At 72.4% G+C, this 15497-nt stretch carries 13 protein-coding genes and 1 pseudogene; 10 read left to right on the plus strand and 4 right to left on the minus strand.

The features are described from left to right. Positions 1–327, plus strand: a pseudogene (locus LV78_RS19235) (IS5/IS1182 family transposase); the annotation flags it as partial. Between the two features lie 352 nt (positions 328–679). Here the strand turns inward: LV78_RS19235 and LV78_RS19240 are convergent. Further along, the gene (locus tag LV78_RS19240; RefSeq protein ID WP_253846660.1) at positions 680–925 is read right to left on the minus strand and encodes a DUF2530 domain-containing protein; all 246 of its coding nucleotides are present in this window, start codon (positions 923–925) and stop codon (positions 680–682) included. Between the two features lie 140 nt (positions 926–1065). On the opposite strand from LV78_RS19240, the gene LV78_RS19245 reads away from it, so the two are divergent. From LV78_RS19245 to LV78_RS19260, 4 genes are all read left to right on the plus strand, one after another. Further along, positions 1066–2505 carry an NCS2 family permease gene (locus LV78_RS19245; protein ID WP_253846661.1) on the plus strand — a complete coding sequence of 480 codons (1440 nt, stop codon included), beginning with the start codon at positions 1066–1068 and terminating at the stop codon, positions 2503–2505. Between the two features lie 203 nt (positions 2506–2708). After that, complete coding sequence (locus tag LV78_RS19250) at positions 2709–3155, plus strand: MarR family winged helix-turn-helix transcriptional regulator (protein ID WP_177154480.1); 447 nt, start codon at positions 2709–2711, stop codon at positions 3153–3155. Between the two features lie 4 nt (positions 3156–3159). Further along, complete coding sequence (locus tag LV78_RS19255; protein ID WP_253846662.1) at positions 3160–4545, plus strand: MFS transporter; 1386 nt, start codon at positions 3160–3162, stop codon at positions 4543–4545. Continuing rightward, a complete protein-coding gene (locus LV78_RS19260; protein WP_253846663.1) occupies positions 4542–5816 on the plus strand; it encodes an MFS transporter in 1275 nt (424 codons plus the stop codon). Before LV78_RS19255 ends, LV78_RS19260 begins: the two co-directional genes overlap by 4 nt. 183 nt (positions 5817–5999) lie before the next feature. On the opposite strand, the gene LV78_RS19265 is transcribed toward LV78_RS19260, so the two are convergent. Beyond that, on the minus strand, positions 6000–6629 hold the full coding sequence (locus tag LV78_RS19265) for a superoxide dismutase (protein ID WP_253846664.1): 630 nt from the start codon (positions 6627–6629) through the stop codon (positions 6000–6002). Between the two features lie 103 nt (positions 6630–6732). Between LV78_RS19265 and LV78_RS19270 the strand changes: the two genes are divergently transcribed. Further along, a complete protein-coding gene (locus LV78_RS19270) occupies positions 6733–8346 on the plus strand; it encodes an ABC-F family ATP-binding cassette domain-containing protein (protein WP_308208731.1) in 1614 nt (537 codons plus the stop codon). A gap of 4 nt (positions 8347–8350) precedes the next feature. Next, complete coding sequence (locus LV78_RS19275) at positions 8351–8761, plus strand: hypothetical protein (RefSeq protein ID WP_253846665.1); 411 nt, start codon at positions 8351–8353, stop codon at positions 8759–8761. Positions 8762–8828: 67 nt separating this feature from the next. Here LV78_RS19275 and LV78_RS19280 read toward each other — a convergent pair whose 3' ends face one another. Next, the gene (locus LV78_RS19280; protein WP_253846666.1) at positions 8829–10322 is read right to left on the minus strand and encodes a glutamate-cysteine ligase family protein; all 1494 of its coding nucleotides are present in this window, start codon (positions 10320–10322) and stop codon (positions 8829–8831) included. Between the two features lie 195 nt (positions 10323–10517). On the opposite strand from LV78_RS19280, the gene LV78_RS19285 reads away from it, so the two are divergent. The 3 genes from LV78_RS19285 to LV78_RS40845 are packed head-to-tail and all read left to right on the plus strand — an operon-like array spanning position 10518 to position 13793. Next, positions 10518–11300, plus strand: a complete 783-nt coding sequence (locus tag LV78_RS19285; protein ID WP_253846667.1) for a TrmH family RNA methyltransferase — start codon at positions 10518–10520, stop codon at positions 11298–11300. A 41-nt stretch (positions 11301–11341) separates the two neighbouring features. After that, complete coding sequence (locus LV78_RS19290; RefSeq protein WP_253846668.1) at positions 11342–12058, plus strand: DUF2537 domain-containing protein; 717 nt, start codon at positions 11342–11344, stop codon at positions 12056–12058. A 10-nt stretch (positions 12059–12068) separates the two neighbouring features. Then, positions 12069–13793, plus strand: coding sequence for an alpha/beta hydrolase family protein (locus tag LV78_RS40845; RefSeq protein ID WP_308208732.1), 1725 nt, complete (start codon positions 12069–12071; stop codon positions 13791–13793). 405 nt (positions 13794–14198) lie between these two features. Here LV78_RS40845 and LV78_RS19300 read toward each other — a convergent pair whose 3' ends face one another. Continuing rightward, entirely contained in the window at positions 14199–15470 is a 1272-nt protein-coding gene (locus LV78_RS19300; protein ID WP_253846669.1) for an MFS transporter, read from the minus strand. Positions 15471–15497 lie beyond the last annotated feature (27 nt).

A 15497-nucleotide genomic window follows, 5' to 3' on the forward strand; every position in this document is an offset into this window, starting at 1 on the left:
GCACTGGCCCGAGCCTCCGTCGAACTCGACCTGCCCACCCTCGCAGACCAGGGCTATCTCAACGCGGGGCACGGGGTGGTCACCCCGAACCGCACCCCGCGCAAACGCTGGGCCGAACCCGAACTGAATGTGGACCAGAAGACCCACGACCTGCTCCTGCGTGGTCTGAGAGGTCGAGGCGAGCGTGGGTTCGCGCTACTGGTCGGACGGTGGAAGGCGTTGCGCCACACCACCGCCAGCCCACGAAAACTCACCCTCATCGTCGCCGCCGCACTGACCTGCACCCACTACGAACACAACTGGAACACCGACCAGACACCTCACTGAGATCACCTCACTTGTCAAGACGCCGTATGACACCCCGATCTACCGCACAATGCGGCGGCATCTTGACAAGCGCGCTTAGGCTTCGCCAGGCCAAACGGAGACGAGGGACGCGGGATTGGGGCTGCGTGGGCTCGCTGCGCTCGCCCCGCAGCCCGCGAGTGCGTGAAGCCTGCGGAATGCGTCTGTCTTGCGAATGCGTGTGACCTGTTGATGCGTGAAAGCCGGGAATGCGTGCGTCCCGAAACCGGCGTGCAGGCATGAGCAAGTGCGAGCAATTGCGAGCAGCGTAGGCAGGCGTGAGCAAGTGCGAGCGAGTACGTGCCCGTGCGGTGTGTGCGCAGCGTGTTCTTCGCTACTGCAACCCGCTCTGCGCCGTCCGCGACCCCCGCCGGGCCGCCGAGCGCTGCCAGGCGAAGATCCCGAACCCGATCCCGCCCAGGGTCCCACCTGCGACGCAGGTCCACACCACCACCGCAGGCGTCCCCATGACCAGTGTCACCACCAACCCCACCAGCCACAACGCGCTCACCACCGCGATCGGGGGCACGGGGTCCGTCAGCCTGGGCGGGAGAGGGGGCGGAGGGGGGAGTTCGGCCACGTCAGGCAGGCTACCTCCCCGAAACACCGATCAGGCAGGCTCCCACCCGCAACCGTCACCCTCGGCAACCTGCCTCGGGGACGGGGTTGGGCGTCGGAGTGCGCCCGAGCGGTCACACAGGGAACAGGGAGTTGCACGAAATGGGCCTGGACGGCTTCTTCAAAATCACCGAGCGCGGGTCCACCGTGGGCCGCGAGTTGCGCGGTGGTGTGGTCACCTTCGTCGCGATGGCCTACATCGTGGTCCTCAACCCCCTGATCCTCGGCAGCTTCTCCGCCGACGACCCGTCCGCGAAGACCGACATCACCGGCGCGATCCTGCCGGTGCCGCAGGTCGCGGCGGTCACCGCGCTGGTCGCGGGCGTCATGACCATCCTGTTCGGCCTGGTCGCCAACTACCCGTTCGCGCTCGCCGCCGGTCTGGGCATCAACTCGTTCGTGGCGGTCACCCTCGCCCCGCAGATGACCTGGCCCGAGGCGATGGGCCTGGTCGTGGTCAACGGCATCGTGGTGCTCCTGCTCGTCCTCACCGGGGTGCGCACGGCCGTGTTCAACGCGGTCCCGAACGAGCTGAAGGCCGCCATCGCGGTCGGCATCGGGCTCTTCATCTGCTTCATCGGCCTGGTCGACGCCGGGTTCGTGCGCCGCATCCCGGACGCCGCGGGCACCACCGTCCCGGTCGGCCTGGGCATCGGCGGCTCGATCGCGTCCTGGCCCACGCTCGTGTTCGTGGTCGGCCTGCTCGTCACCGGCATCCTGGTCGCCCGCAAGGTCCGGGGCGCGATCCTGATCGGCGTCCTGTCCACGGCGGTCTTCTCCATCGTCCTCGAAGCCGTCGTCAAGGCCGGTCCGTCGGCGGGCACCAACCCGAAGGGGTGGAACCTCGGCTACCCGGCCGTGCCGGACAGCTTCTTCAGCCTCCCCGACCTGTCCCTGGTCGGCGAGTTCTCGTTCGGCGCCTGGACCCGCCTGCCCGCGCTGGCCGCCGCGCTGCTGGTGTTCACGCTCGTGCTCACCGACTTCTTCGACACCGTGGGCACCATGACCGGCCTCGGCAAGGAGGGCGAGCTGATCAAGGCGGACGGGCAGCTGCCGAACGTCAGCAAGGCGCTGCTGGTCGACGGCGTCGGCGCGGTGGCGGGCGGCGCGGCGTCGTCCTCGTCCAACACGGTGTTCATCGAGTCCGCCTCCGGCATCGCCGAGGGCGCCCGCACCGGCCTGGCGAACGTGGTCACCGGCCTGCTGTTCCTGGTCGCGATGTTCTTCACCCCGCTCTACGAGGTGATCCCGGTCGAGGCCGCCGCGCCCGCGCTGGTGATCGTCGGCGCGCTGATGGTCGCGCAGGTCAAGGAGATCGACTTCGCCGACTTCTCGGTGGCGCTGCCCGCGTTCCTGACCATCGTCGTCATGCCGTTCACCTACTCGATCGCCAACGGCATCGGCGCGGGCTTCATCAGCTACGTGCTGCTGCGCGCGCTGACCGGGCGGGCCCGCAGCGTCCACCCGCTGATGTGGGGCACGGCGGTCGCGTTCGTCGTGTACTTCGGCATCGGCCCGATCCAGGCCCTGATCATGAACTGACGTCCGACCCAGGCGCTCGACCCGGACGCCTGACCTGGACGTCCGACCCCCGAGCGCGGGGAGAGCGCGAAGCCGAAGCGGCCCGCCCGGAGCCACCTACCGGGCGGGCCGTGCCGCACCACCGACCTGACCGGCGCGAACACCGTCCACCAGACCGCACGCCCAGCGCTGAATGGGCGATTTCACAGTGAAGGCCCGAGATCGTGAGGTATGCTAACTACGTGGCGGAGACCGACGACCATGGGCTGGCGAGCAGGCTGAGGCTCGCCATCATCAGGTTGAACCGGAGGCTCCGCGCGCAGCGGGTCAACTCCACGATCTCGCTCACCCAGGTGTCCGCGCTCTCCACGCTGCACAAGTGCGGACCGCTGACGCCGGGCGAGCTCGCGGCCAAGGAGGGCGTCCAGCCCCCGTCGATGACCAGGGTCATCGCCGCGCTGGAGGAGTTCGGCTTCGCCACCCGCAGGCCCCACCCCACGGACGGCCGCCAGGCCATCGTGGAGCTGAGCCCCAGCGGGATGCAGTACATCAACGCGGAGGTGTCCGCGCGCGAGGCCTGGCTCGACCAGCACCTCGCGGAGCTGACACCCGAGGACAGGGCGGTGCTCTCCAGGGCCGCCGAGATCATCGACAGGATGGCGGGGCAGTAACGAAGTGCCTGCTTATGCGGAGGGCTCGCAGACCGATCGACCCGATCGAGACACCGCGCTACCTCCGCCCAAGCGCAAGCGATCAGGCACGTTCAGCTCCCTGAAGGTCCGCAACTACCGGCTCTACGCCTCCGGCCAGGTCGTCTCGCTGGTCGGGCTGTGGATGCAGCGCGTCGCCCAGGACTGGCTGGTCCTGGAGCTCTCCGGCGGCGACCCGGTCGCGCTCGGCTTCGCCGCCGCCCTCCAGTTCGCCCCCACCCTGCTGCTGTCGCTGTGGGCGGGCGTGCTCGCCGACCGGCTCGACAAGCGCCGCCTGCTGCTCGTGCTGGAGACCGGACTCGGCCTGTGCGCGCTCGCGCTCGGCCTGCTGGAGGTCCTCGGCGCCGCCGAGCTGTGGCACGTCTACCTGCTGTGCCTGCTGCTCGGCGCGGTGTCCGCCGTGGAGACGCCGGTGCGCCAGTCGTTCGTGGTCGAGATGGTCGGCCGCGACCAGCTCACCAACGCGGTCGCGCTCAACTCCATGACGTTCAACCTGGCCCGCATGGTCGGACCGGCCGTCGCGGGCGGCCTGATCGTGGTCGTCGGCGGCACCGGCTGGGTGTTCCTGATCAACGCCGCCAGCTTCGTCGCGGTGATCGCGGGCCTGCTGCTGATGCGCCCCGCCGAGCTGCACCGGGGCGAGCCGGTGCCCAGGGAGCCCGGCCAGCTCCGGGAGGGCCTGCGCTACGTGCGCAAGCGCCCCGACCTGGTGATCCTGCTGTTCCTGGTGTTCTTCGTGAGCACGTTCGGGTTGAACTTCTACGTCACCCTCGCCGTGCTGGCCCGCAACACCTTCGGCGGCGACGCCGACGCGTACGGCCTGCTGTCCACGCTGCTCGCGGTCGGCACCCTCGCGGGAGCCACGCTCGCGGCCAGGCGCAGCACGCGCGGCGCGAAGCCGCAGCCGGTGCTGCTGGTCGTCGGCGCGCTGGCGTTCGGCGTGCTGGAGATCGTCGCCGGGCTGATGCCCACGCTGTGGCTGGTCGGGCTGGTGCTGATCCCGGTCGGCGTGGCCATGATGACCTTCACGACCACCGCCAACGCGACCGTGCAGCTGTCCGTCACGCCCGCCATGCGCGGCCGGGTGATGGGGCTCTACATGCTGGTCTTCCTCGGCGGGAACCCGGTCGGCGGGCCAGTCATGGGCTGGCTGGCCGACCACTTCACCGCCCGCGCGCCGCTCGTGGTCGGCGGCGCGGTGTCGATCGTGGCCGCGCTCGTCGGCGCGCTCGTGCTCACCCGCAGGGGCGGGATGCCGCTGCCCGTGGTCCGGCTGTCCCGGCGCAGGGCCAGCCCGGACCAGGCCGTGCCCGCCACCGCCACGCCCGCCACCACCACCCCCGACGCGTGACCGCGACCGGCGCGCCCCCGGCCCCGAGGCGGGCCGGGGCGTTCTCCTCGCTGCGCTCCCGCAACTACCGGCTCTACGCCTCCGGCCAGCTGGTGTCCCTGGTCGGCCTGTGGATGGAGCGGGTCGCGCAGGACTGGTTGGTGCTCCAGCTGTCCGGCGGCGACCCGATCGCGCTGGGCGTTGCCACGGCACTGCAGTTCGGCCCGGTGCTGGCGCTGTCCATGTGGGCGGGCGTGCTGGCCGACCGGCTGGACAAGCGGCTGCTGCTGATCGGCCTCCAGTCCGGCATGGCGGTGCTCGCGCTGGTCCTCGGCCTGGTCGACCTGTCCGGGATCGCCCAGCTGTGGCACGTGTACCTGCTGTGCCTGGCGGGCGGGGTGCTGTCCGCCGTTGAGGCCCCGGTGCGGCAGTCGTTCGCGGTGGAGATGGTCGGCCGCGACCAGGTCGCGAACGCGGTCGCGCTCAACTCGATGACGTTCAACGCCGCCAGGATGATCGGCCCGGCCGTGGCGGGCGGGCTGATCGTGGCGGTCGGCACCGGCTGGATCTTCCTGATCCGCGCGGCGAGCTTCGCGGGCGTGCTGGCCGGGCTGGCGCTGATGCGGGCCGCCGAGCTGCACCGGGGCGCGCCGGTGGCCAAGGCCAAGGGGCAGCTCGCCGAGGGGCTGCGCTACCTGCGGGGCAGGCCGGACCTGGTCGCGGTGATGCTCGTGGTGTTCCTGGTCGGCGTGTTCGGGCTGAACTTCCACGTGTCGCTCGCGCTGCTGGCCAGCGACACCTTCGACGGCGACGCGGACGCGTACGGGCTGCTCACCACGACCATGGCGGTGGGCACGCTGGCGGGCGCGGCGATGGCGGCCAGGCGGTCCGCGCCCGGCCCCCGGCTGCTGGTGGGCGGCGCGGCGGCGTTCGGGGTGCTGGAGCTGCTGTCCGGGCTGATGCCGACGATGCTCACGGCCGCGCTCGCGCTGATCCCGGTCGGCGCGGCGATGATGACGTTCACGACCACCGCGAACTCCACCGTGCAGCTCGCCGTCGCGCCCGAGATGCGGGGGCGGGTGATGGGCGTTTACATGACGGTGTTCATGGGGAGCGCGCCGCTGTCCGGGCTGCTCACCGGGTGGGTGGCGGACCGCTTCGACGCCCGCGCGCCGCTGGTGCTGGGCGGTGCGGTGTCGGTGCTGGCGGCGCTGCTCGGGGCGCTCGTCCTGGCGCGGGCGAACCGGATGGGGGACACCTCTTCCCAAAGCAGTGAAGTTAGGCTAACCTAAGCACGTCGCTTCGTGGTGGGAGCGGCAGTCAGTTCGGGAACAGACGAGGCCCCGCACCCCGGTCGTACCACCGGGGGCGGGGCCTGGTCGTTTCGGTCGTGGGGGCTTGTCGGAGCATCCACCACCGAACCCTCAGCGCCGGGGAGCTTGTCGGAGCACCCACCGCTGAATCTGCGGGCCTGGCTACCGCGTCGGCAGCAGCAGGCCGTTCTGGCCCGCGCGGGCCGCCTCGAACCGGGCGTTCACGTCGTCCCAGTTCACGATGTTCCAGAGCGCGCCGATGTAGTCGGCCTTCAGGTTGCGGTACTGGAGGTAGTACGCGTGCTCCCAGATGTCGAACACCAGCAGCGGCGTGGTGGCGATCGACAGGTTGGAGTGGTGGTCCTTCAGCTGCTGCGTGATCAGCCGCTGCCCCACCGGCTCCCAGGCCAGGATCCCCCAGCCGGAGCCCTGGATGCTGCTCGCGGCGGCGTTCAGCTGCGCGCGCAGGCCGTCGAACGAGCCGAAGTGCTCGTCGATCGCGGCGGCCAGCTCGCCGGTCGGCTTGTCGCCGCCGTTCGGGCTCAGGTTCTTCCACCACACCTGGTGCAGCGCGTGCCCGGCCAGGTGGAACGCCAGCGTCGTCTCCAGGCCCACGATCGAGCCGAACGCGCTCCTGTCCCTGGCCTCGTCGATCTGCTCAAGGGTGTCGTTGGCGCCCTTGACGTACGCGGCGTGGTGCTTGCCGTGGTGCAGCTCGTTGATCTCGCCGATGATCGCCGGCTGCAGGTCGCCGTAGTCGTAGTCCAGGTCCGGCAACACGTACTGTGCCATGCGCGCTCCTCGTTGCAAGTCTCTAGTACTTGCAACCTACTGGCAATAGGGCGGCGGGGAAACTCGGGTGCGGATCGTGGGACGGCCTGACAGCATCGGTGGCGTGTCCGCGCTGGCAGCAAGGAACCTGTCGCTGTCGTTCGGTCCGAGGACCGTGCTCTCGGAGGTTGATCTCGATGTTCCAGCAGGTGAGCGCGTAGGCCTGGTCGCACCCAACGGGGTCGGCAAGTCCACGCTGCTGAAGGTGCTCGCGGGTGAGCTCAAGCCCGAGCGGGGGACGGTCACCGCCTCCGGGCCCGTGGCCCACCTCACCCAGGAGACCGTCGTGGAGCCGGGCGAGTCGCTGCGCGACCACCTGGCCCGCCGCACCGGCGTCGCCGCCGCCGAGACCGCGTTCGAGCGCGCCGCGCAGGCCCTCGCCGAGGGCGCGCCCGGCGCCGAGGACGCCTACGCGGTGGCCTTCGACCGCTGGACCGCCGTGGGCGCGGGCGACTTCGCCGAGCGCGCCGACGAGGTGTGCCAGCGGCTCGGGCTGCCCGCCGACCTGCTCGACGCGCGCGGCTCCGACGAGCTGTCCGGCGGCCAGTCCGCCCGGCTGCGGCTCGCCTCGGTGCTGCTCGTGCGCGCCGACGTGCTGCTGCTCGACGAGCCCACCAACGACCTGGACGCGGACGGCCTGGAACTGCTGGAGGCGCACGTGCTCGGCACGCGCGCAGCCGTCGTCCTGGTCAGCCACGACCGGGAGTTCCTGTCCCGCACCACCACCGCCGTGGCCGAGCTGGACGAGTTCAGCCACGGGCTGTCGGTGTTCGGCGGCGGCTGGGACGCCTACCTCGCCGAGCGCGAGACCGCCGCCCGGCGCGCCCAGGAGGACTACGACGAGTACGCGGCCAAGAAGGACGCGCTGACCCGCCGCGCCCGCACCGCCAAGGAGTGGTCCCGCGCGGGCGTGCGGCGCAACGCCAAGTCCGACGAGCGCGACAAGTTCATCAAGTTCTTCGCCAAGCAGGGCGCGGAGAACACGGCGGGCAAGGGCGCCGCCGCCGACCGCGCGCTGGAGCGGCTGGAGGAGGTCGAGGAGCCCCGCAAGCCGTGGGAGCTGCGGCTGACCCTGCCCACCGCGAGCGGTGGCAGCCGGGTCGCGTTCACCCTGCGCGGCGCGGTCGTCTCGCGCGGGGACGTCACCCTCGGCCCGGTCGACCTGACCATCGGCGCGGGCGAGCGCTGGCGCATCACCGGCCCCAACGGCTCCGGCAAGTCCACCCTGCTCGGCGCGATCCTCGGGCGGGTCCCGCTGGACGCGGGGGAGCGGTCCGAGGGCAACGTCGTGGTCGGCGAGATCGACCAGGTGCGCGGCGCGTTCGGCGGGTCGACCCCGGTGCTGGACGTGGTCGTGGCGGCCACCGGGCTGGCGGAGGCCGAGGCCAGGACGCTGCTGGCGAAGTTCCGGGTCGGCGCGGACGTCGTGCTCCGGCCCGCCGGGACGCTCTCGCCCGGCGAGCGCACCAGGGCCGCCCTCGCGCTGCTCCAGGCCAGGGGGACCACGTGCCTGGTGCTGGACGAGCCGACCAACCACCTCGACCTCGCCGCGATCGAGCAGCTGGAGCAGGCGCTCGCCGAGTACGCGGGGACCGTGCTGCTGATCACCCACGACCGGCGTCTTGCCACGTCGGTCGGGGTGGACCACGCGCTCGACGTCCGGAGCCTGGCAAGATGAGGCAATGGGCACCGAGGAGGACTGGCCGGTAGAGCAGACGTGGTCGATGCGCAACACGCACTGGCACGCCTACGTCGAGCACACCTCGCTCGACGGCGCCTCACCGCGAGCCGAACGCCTGGAGCGCGCGCCCGAGGAGGTGCTGACCACGCCGACCGAGGTCGCCGCCTGGCTGGAGGTCAACCTCCGCAGCGCCACCAAGCCCGAGGAGACCGGGAAGAAGCGCGCCAAGGACGAGCGCGACTTCTCCGACTCGCACCGGGTGCACGTCTCGCTGGCCTCGCGCGGCGAGTCGATCTACACCGGCGTGAAGGGGATGCTGACCCTCGCGGTCGAGGCGGTCACCCCGGACGACTGCCGCAGCTCGCACGACGGGGCCGACGTCGCCCCGCTGAAGTCGGGCCGCCGCCGCTAGGCGCGACGGCGACCGCGCGACCTGGGGACCTGGGGACACCTGGGGACCTTCGGACCCCGCAGGGCGGTCACACCGACCAGGTGTGCACCGGCTCCCCCTCGTGCATGTGCTCCACGTACCTGGCCAGCATCCCGGCCAGCGCGCCCTCCCGGCCGGCGCCGCGCTCCTCCAGCCCGGTGACGACCTCCCGCTGCCACAGCGCCCCCGTCCTGGCGGCCAGGCAGCGCGCCTCGATCACGCCGAGGTAGCGCTCCCGCGCCTCGTCGGACACCCCGCAGTCGCGCAGCCCCTCGTGGGCCAGCGGGAGGAGGCGGCGCAGCACCAGCTCGTCGGGCGGGACCCAGCCGATGCCCGGCCAGTACAGCTGGGCGTTCATGCCGTGCCTGGCGCCCGCGTAGAGGTTCTCCTCCGCCGCCTGGAACGACATCTGCGTCCACAGCGGACGCTCCATCGAGGACAGCGCCCGCTGCGCGCCGTAGAAGAAGGCCGCGTTCGCGAGCGTGTCCAGCACGGTCGGACCGGCGGGCAGCACCCGGTTCTCGATCCGCAGGTGCGGCACCCCGCCGACCACGTCGTACACCGGCCGGTTCCACCGCCACACCGTGCCGTTGTGCAGCCGCAGCTCCGTCATCGCGGGCGTGCCGCCCGCGCCCAGCACGTCCACCGGGTCCTCGTCGCCGGTCTCCGGCAGCAGCGCGGGGAAGTAGCGGACGTTCTCCTCGAACAGGTCGAAGATCGAGGTGATCCAGCGCTCCCCGAACCACACCCTCGGCCGCACGCCCTGGTTCTGCAGCTCCTGCGGCCGGGTGTCGGTGGCCTGCTGGAACAGCGGGATGCGGGTCTCGTGCCACAGCGCCCTGCCCAGCAGGAACGGCGAGTTCGCCGCGATCGCCACCTGCACGCCCGCCAGGCACTGCGCGGCGTTCCAGTGCGCCGCGAAGTCCTCCGGCGCGACCTGCAGGTGCAGCTGCACCGACGTGCAGGCGGCCTCCGGCAGGATCGACTCGCTGCGGCTGAGCAGCCGCTCCGCGTCCCGCCCCGGCAGCGGCGCGCCCTCCAGCGACAGCACCAGCTCCTCGCCCCGCGCGGCGAAGATCTGGTCGTTGAGCAGCGAGTAGCGCGGGTTGTGCGAGAGCCAGCGGCGGTCGAAGTGCTCGGGGCGCAGCGTCGGCAGCACCCCGATCATCACCAGGCTCGCCCCCGCGTCCTGCGCCTTGGCGTCCGCGACGCCGAGCAGCGCCCGCAGGTCCCGCTCCAGGCCCAGGGTGTGGTCACCGGCCAGCTCGCGCGGGGGGACGTTCAGCTCCAGGTTGTGCTGACCCAGCTCCAGGGTGAACGCGGGGTCGTCGATCTTCTCCAGGACCTCGGCGTTGCGCATCGCGGGCGAACCGGCGCGGTCGGCCAGGTTCAGCTCGATCTCCAGGCCCATCTGCTGGCGGGGGAACGAGAAGCAGTCCTCGGCGAGCATCGTGCCCAGCGCGTCCAGGCAGCGCTGGACCCGCTCGCGGTACTGCCTGCGATCTTCTCCGGTGAACGTCCGAGTGGACACGTCCCTACCCATGCCGCCTCCCCTTCGCTCGGGCTTACGGCGGGCTTAGCGGAGGCCCAACGGTGACACAGCACTAGGGGGCCCGCCAGCGTCCAAATCGGTGCTCTCTGTCACATGGCGGTAACAATGAGCGAGAATATGCAGGTTACAGGCTTGCGATTCCGCCCTCTGGACTACGAGCGACGCTCACAGTGCGAGACTGTTCGAGTGGCCGAGGTGATCGAGATCGACGACCCGGACGACCCCCGGCTGGACGACTTCCGGGACCTGTCGACCGCTGACCGCCGCCCCGACCGGCCGGGCGGGCGCGGGCTGGTCATCGCCGAGGGCGTCGTGGTGGTGGAGCGGCTGCTGGCGTCCCCGTACCCGGTGCGCGCGGTGCTCGGCGTGCGGCGGCGGGTGGAGGCGCTGGGCGAGCTGCCCGCGCCCGCCTACGTCACCTCCGCCGACGTGATGGCGCGCGTGGTGGGCTTCCACCTCAACCGGGGCGTGCTGGCCGCCGCCGACCGCGCGCCGCAGCCGTCGCTGGACGAGCTGGCCGCCGGGCGGCGGCTGGCCGTGCTGGAGGGCGTCGGCGACCACGAGAACCTGGGCGCGCTGTTCCGCAACGCCGCCGCGCTCGGCGTCGACGGGGTGGTGCTGGGGCCGGGGTGCAGCGACCCGCTGTACCGGCGCAGCGTCCGGGTGTCGATGGGACACGTGCTGCGGGTGCCGTTCACCACCGCGAACGACTGGCCGGGTGGGTTGGACTCGTTGCGGGACAAGGGTTTCACCATCGCCGCGCTCACCCCGAGGCTCGGCTCGGTCGAGCTGCCGGACGCCGGGCTGCGCGGGCGCAGGGTCGCCGTGCTGCTCGGGTCGGAGGGGCCGGGGCTCACCGAGGAGGCGATCGGCGCGGCCGACGTGGCGGTGCGCATCCCCATGTCGTCGGGGGTCGACTCGCTCAACGTGGCCACCGCCGCCGCTGTCGCCTTCTACGCGATCGCCTGAACGCGCTACGTTCTCCCCGTCGAGCTGAAGGAGGCGCTCTCGTGGAACTGCGGGTCCAGGGAGGCAGGGCCGTGCTCGCCGGGCACGACGGGGCCGAGGAGCGCGAGGTCGACCCGCGCTCCCTCCCGCTCGGCGCGGGCTTGGCCGACGCGCTGCACGAGTGGGCGAAGGTCGCCGAGGCCGTGCTGCGCGCGGAGAGCGCCTCCGAGGCGCCCGCCGGGGAGCTGGTGACGCGGCGCGGGCGGCAGCTGGCCGTCCGGTTGGCCGCGGACATGGGCACCTCGGTGGAGTTCACCGATCCGGTGACGGGGGAGTCCCAGCGGGTGGAGGCGCCGCCGGTGTCGGAGGACGTGCGGGAGTCGCGCGAGTCGCGGCGGGAGCGGGGGCGGGGGCGGCACGCGGCTGGTGCGGCGGTCGGCGCCGCTGGTGCGGCGGGTGTCGCGGGTGTCGAGGGTGTCGCGGGACGGGGTGCGGAGGGGCAGCACGTGGCGGTGGCGGACGAGCCGACGCCGTGGGCCACCGGGCTGACCGTCACCGCCTTCACGGCGGCCGTGGTCGCGGTGACCGTGGTGTCGCTGTCGCTGGGGCTCAACGAGACCAGCGGGTGGCTCGCCGTGCTGGCGAACGCGCTGGTGGTCGGGGGCATCTCGCCGTCGGTGTGGCTGGGGCGGAGGGTCCCGGTGTGGCGGTGGGTGTCCTACGGCGTGGTGGTCGGGGTGGTCGCCGCCTGGGTGGCGTTGCTGGCGGCGCTGCTCTGAGGCGTGTGCGGTGGAGCTGACTGCGGAGCTGGTGGTGTCCGGGCTGCGGGTCGGTGGACCCGCGGTCTCGCCGGACGGCCGGTCGGTCGTGTTCGCGGCCAAGGGGGTCGGGGACGGGGCCGAGGAGTGCCCGGAGGGGCTGCGCTGGTGCGGTGAGCCCGCGGAGCTGGTGTTCCGGGTGGGCGGGCAGCTGTGCGCGGTCGGGGCCAGCGGGCCCGCGCGGGTGCTGGCGGACCTGCCGGACGGGGTGCGGTGGCACCTGCCGCTGGCGTCCGGCGAGGTGGCGCTGGCCGTGCCGGGGCCCGGTGGGGCGTCGCGGCTCAGCCTGCTCGACCCGGTCAGCGGGGTGCTGCGGGCGGTGGACCTGGGGGACCGGCACGTCGCGGAGGCGGCGCAGCGGCCCGGCGGGGGGCCGCTTGCGGTGCTGACCTGGGAGGGGCCGGGGTACGACCCAGGGCTGTTGCGGCCGAGGTTGCACCTGGTCGAGCTGGCGGGGTTGGCGGTCCGCGACCTGGGGCCGGTGGCGGCGGGGGCCGGGGGTTTGGCGTGGTGGCGGTCGGGCGACCGGTGGCGGTTGGCGCACCTGGCGCTGACGCCGCCGGGGTTGCAGGCCGGGATGGCGGTGTTCGACGCGGAGGTCCCGGAGAGCGGGGCGATCGTCGAGCACGTGAACCGGACGGCGGGGATGGCGGCGTGCCCGCTGGAGCTGGTGCAGGTGGAGCGCGGGGCGCCGCTGGTGCTGGTCGCGGCCGGGTTGGACACCGAGGTGCACCGGCTGGGCGCGGACGGGGTGACGCTGCTGGCGCGGCACGAGGCGCGGGTGGAGCGGCTGGCGGCGGACGGGGCGGGGGAGGTCGTCGCGGCGGTGGTGAGCCGGGCGGACGCTCCCCCGGACGTGTGTTCCGGGCCGGTGGGCGGGGATCTCACCCGAGTGAGTGACAGCAGGCCGGAGTTGCGCGGGATCCGCTGGGGGGAGCGGCGGCGGTTGTCGTGCGTCGCGGCGGACGGGGTGGAGCTGGACGGGTTGCTGGTGCTGCCGCCGGGGAAGGTCGAGGCGGACGGGCCGTTCCCGATGGTGGTGCTGCCGCACGGGGGGCCTTACGACCGGCACGCGGACGGGTTCGCGCTGGACTGGCACCCGTCGGCGCAGTGGTTGGCGCACGCGGGGTTCGCGGCGCTGCTGCCCAACCCGCGCGGGGGGAGCGGGCGGGGGCACGAGTTCGCTGCGGCGGTGGCTGGGCGGGTGGGGCACGAGGAGTTGGGTGATCTGCTGGCGCTGGTGGACCACGTGGTGGGGGCTGGGGTTGTTGATCCGGGGCGGATCGGGATAGCGGGGTGGAGCCACGGGGGGTACCTGGCGGCTTGGGCCGTTGCCACGACCGATCGGTTCGCTGCGGCGTTGGTGGGGGCGGGGATCAGCGACTGGGGGCGGCAGGGGGAGGAGGGGGAGTGGGGGGCTTTCGACGCGGCTCTGGCTTGCGGGGAGGCCGAGGAGCACGACCCGGTGGCGCGGGCCGGGGGGATTCGGGTTCCGGTGCTGGTGGTGCACGGGGCTGAGGACGTGAACGTGCCGGTGGCGCAGGCGGAGTTGTTGCGGGATGCGTTGGTGGAGCACGGGGTTGTGCACGAGGTTGTGGTGTATCCGGGGGAGGGGCATGTGATCGAGCGGCCGGAGAACCAGGTGGATCTGCTGGAGCGGACGCGGGAGTGGTTCACGCGGTGGTTGGGGCGGTGATGGAGCTGAAGGGCAAGAGCTGAAGGGCTCGCCTCGCCGGCGGGGCAGACCTCCAAAAAAGAGGGGACACGAGCTCTGCGGGCCGGTGGTCGTTGGTCTTGTGGTCCCGTTTACCACTGCGGTGGGCGGGGTCCCTCTTTCCCGTTTGGCCTCCTTTCAGGCAAGCACACTCGTCAAGACGCCGTATGACTGTGCGGTCTTCCGGGCAGTGCGGCGGCATCTTGACGAGCGTGCTCGGGCTTCGCCAGGCCAAACGGGAAAGAGGGACGCGGGAGTGGGGCTGCTTGGGCTCGCTGCGCTCGCCCCGCAGCCCGCGAGTGCGTGAAGCGCCGCAGCCGGCGAGTGCGTCGTACGTACAACCGTTTGCGTGCGTTCCCTGTGCCGTGTCCGGCTACCTCGCGTGTGTCACCCCTTCACCCCGCCCCCCAGCGGTTCCGGGGTGAAGCGGTAGCGCCAGACCGTGGGGATCAGGAAGGCCGCCGCCACCGTTGCCAGGACCACCAGCACGCCGCCCACCGCCGACGCCGGGCCCGGTCCGATCAGGGCGCCCGTCGTGCCGTGCGCCAGGTCGGCCAGGCGGGGGCCTCCGGCCACCACCACGATGAAGACGCCCTGCATCCGGCCGCGCATGTCGTCGCTCGCTGCCGTTTGCAGGATCGCGTTGCGGAACACCATGCTCACGATGTCGGCCGCGCCGCCCAGGGCCAGGAACAGCACGGCCAGCCACAGGGCGTTCGACAGGCCGAAGCCGACCATGAACAGGCCCCACGCGATCACCGCCAGCACCACGCCCGCGCCGTGCCTGCTCACCCGCGACGTCCAGCCCGACAGCAGGCCGCACAGGAAGCCGCCCAGGGGCATCGCCGCGAACAGCCAGCCCAGGGCCCAGCCGCCTCCCGGCGGGTCGCCGAAGGTCTGCTCCGCCATCTCCGGGAACAGCGCCCTCGGCATCCCGAAGACCATCGCGATGATGTCCAGCAGGAACGACGCCAGCAGGATCTTCTGCACTGCCAGGTAGCGGAAGCCGTCGATCACGTCGCCGAGGCCGGCGCGGCGGGACGGGGCGTTCAGGGGCGGCAGCGGGGGGAGCTTCCAGACCGCCCAGATCGTCGCGGTCAGCGCCACGGCGTCGATCAGGTACAGGGTCGGCAGGCCGATCACCGGCATCAGGGCGCCCGCCGCCATCGGGCCGAACACGCCGCCGAACGTCATCACGGTCGCGCCCAGCGAGGTCGCCGCCGGGATCATCTCCGGCGGCACCAGCCTGGCGATCGACGCGGTGCGCGCGGGCGCGTTCGCGGCGAAGAACATCTGCTGCAGGCCCAGCAGCGCGATCACCGGCCACACCGACGACAGCCCGACCGCCGCCTGCACCCACAGCAGCACCGAGGTCACCGCGATGCCGGTGTTGGTCACCAGCAGCAGCTTCCGCCGGTCCACCACGTCGGCCACGGCCCCGCCGTACAGGCCGAACACCAGCAGCGGCACCAGCGCCACGCCCGCGGCGACGCCCACCCAGGCCGACGACCCGGTGATGTCGTACACCTGCTTGGGCACGGCGACCGCGGTCAGCTGGCTGCCCACGGCGGTGACGATGGTCGACACCCACAACCTGCGGTAGGCCGGGATTCCCAGCGGCCTGGTGTCGATCGCGATCTTCCCCAGTGAACGCCTCACGGTGGTTAGCGTACGACAACTAACAGG

Origin of the sequence: Actinosynnema pretiosum, from assembly GCF_024171695.1 — a bacterium.
In the GTDB taxonomy this organism is placed as follows: Bacteria; Actinomycetota; Actinomycetes; order Mycobacteriales; family Pseudonocardiaceae; genus Actinosynnema; species Actinosynnema pretiosum.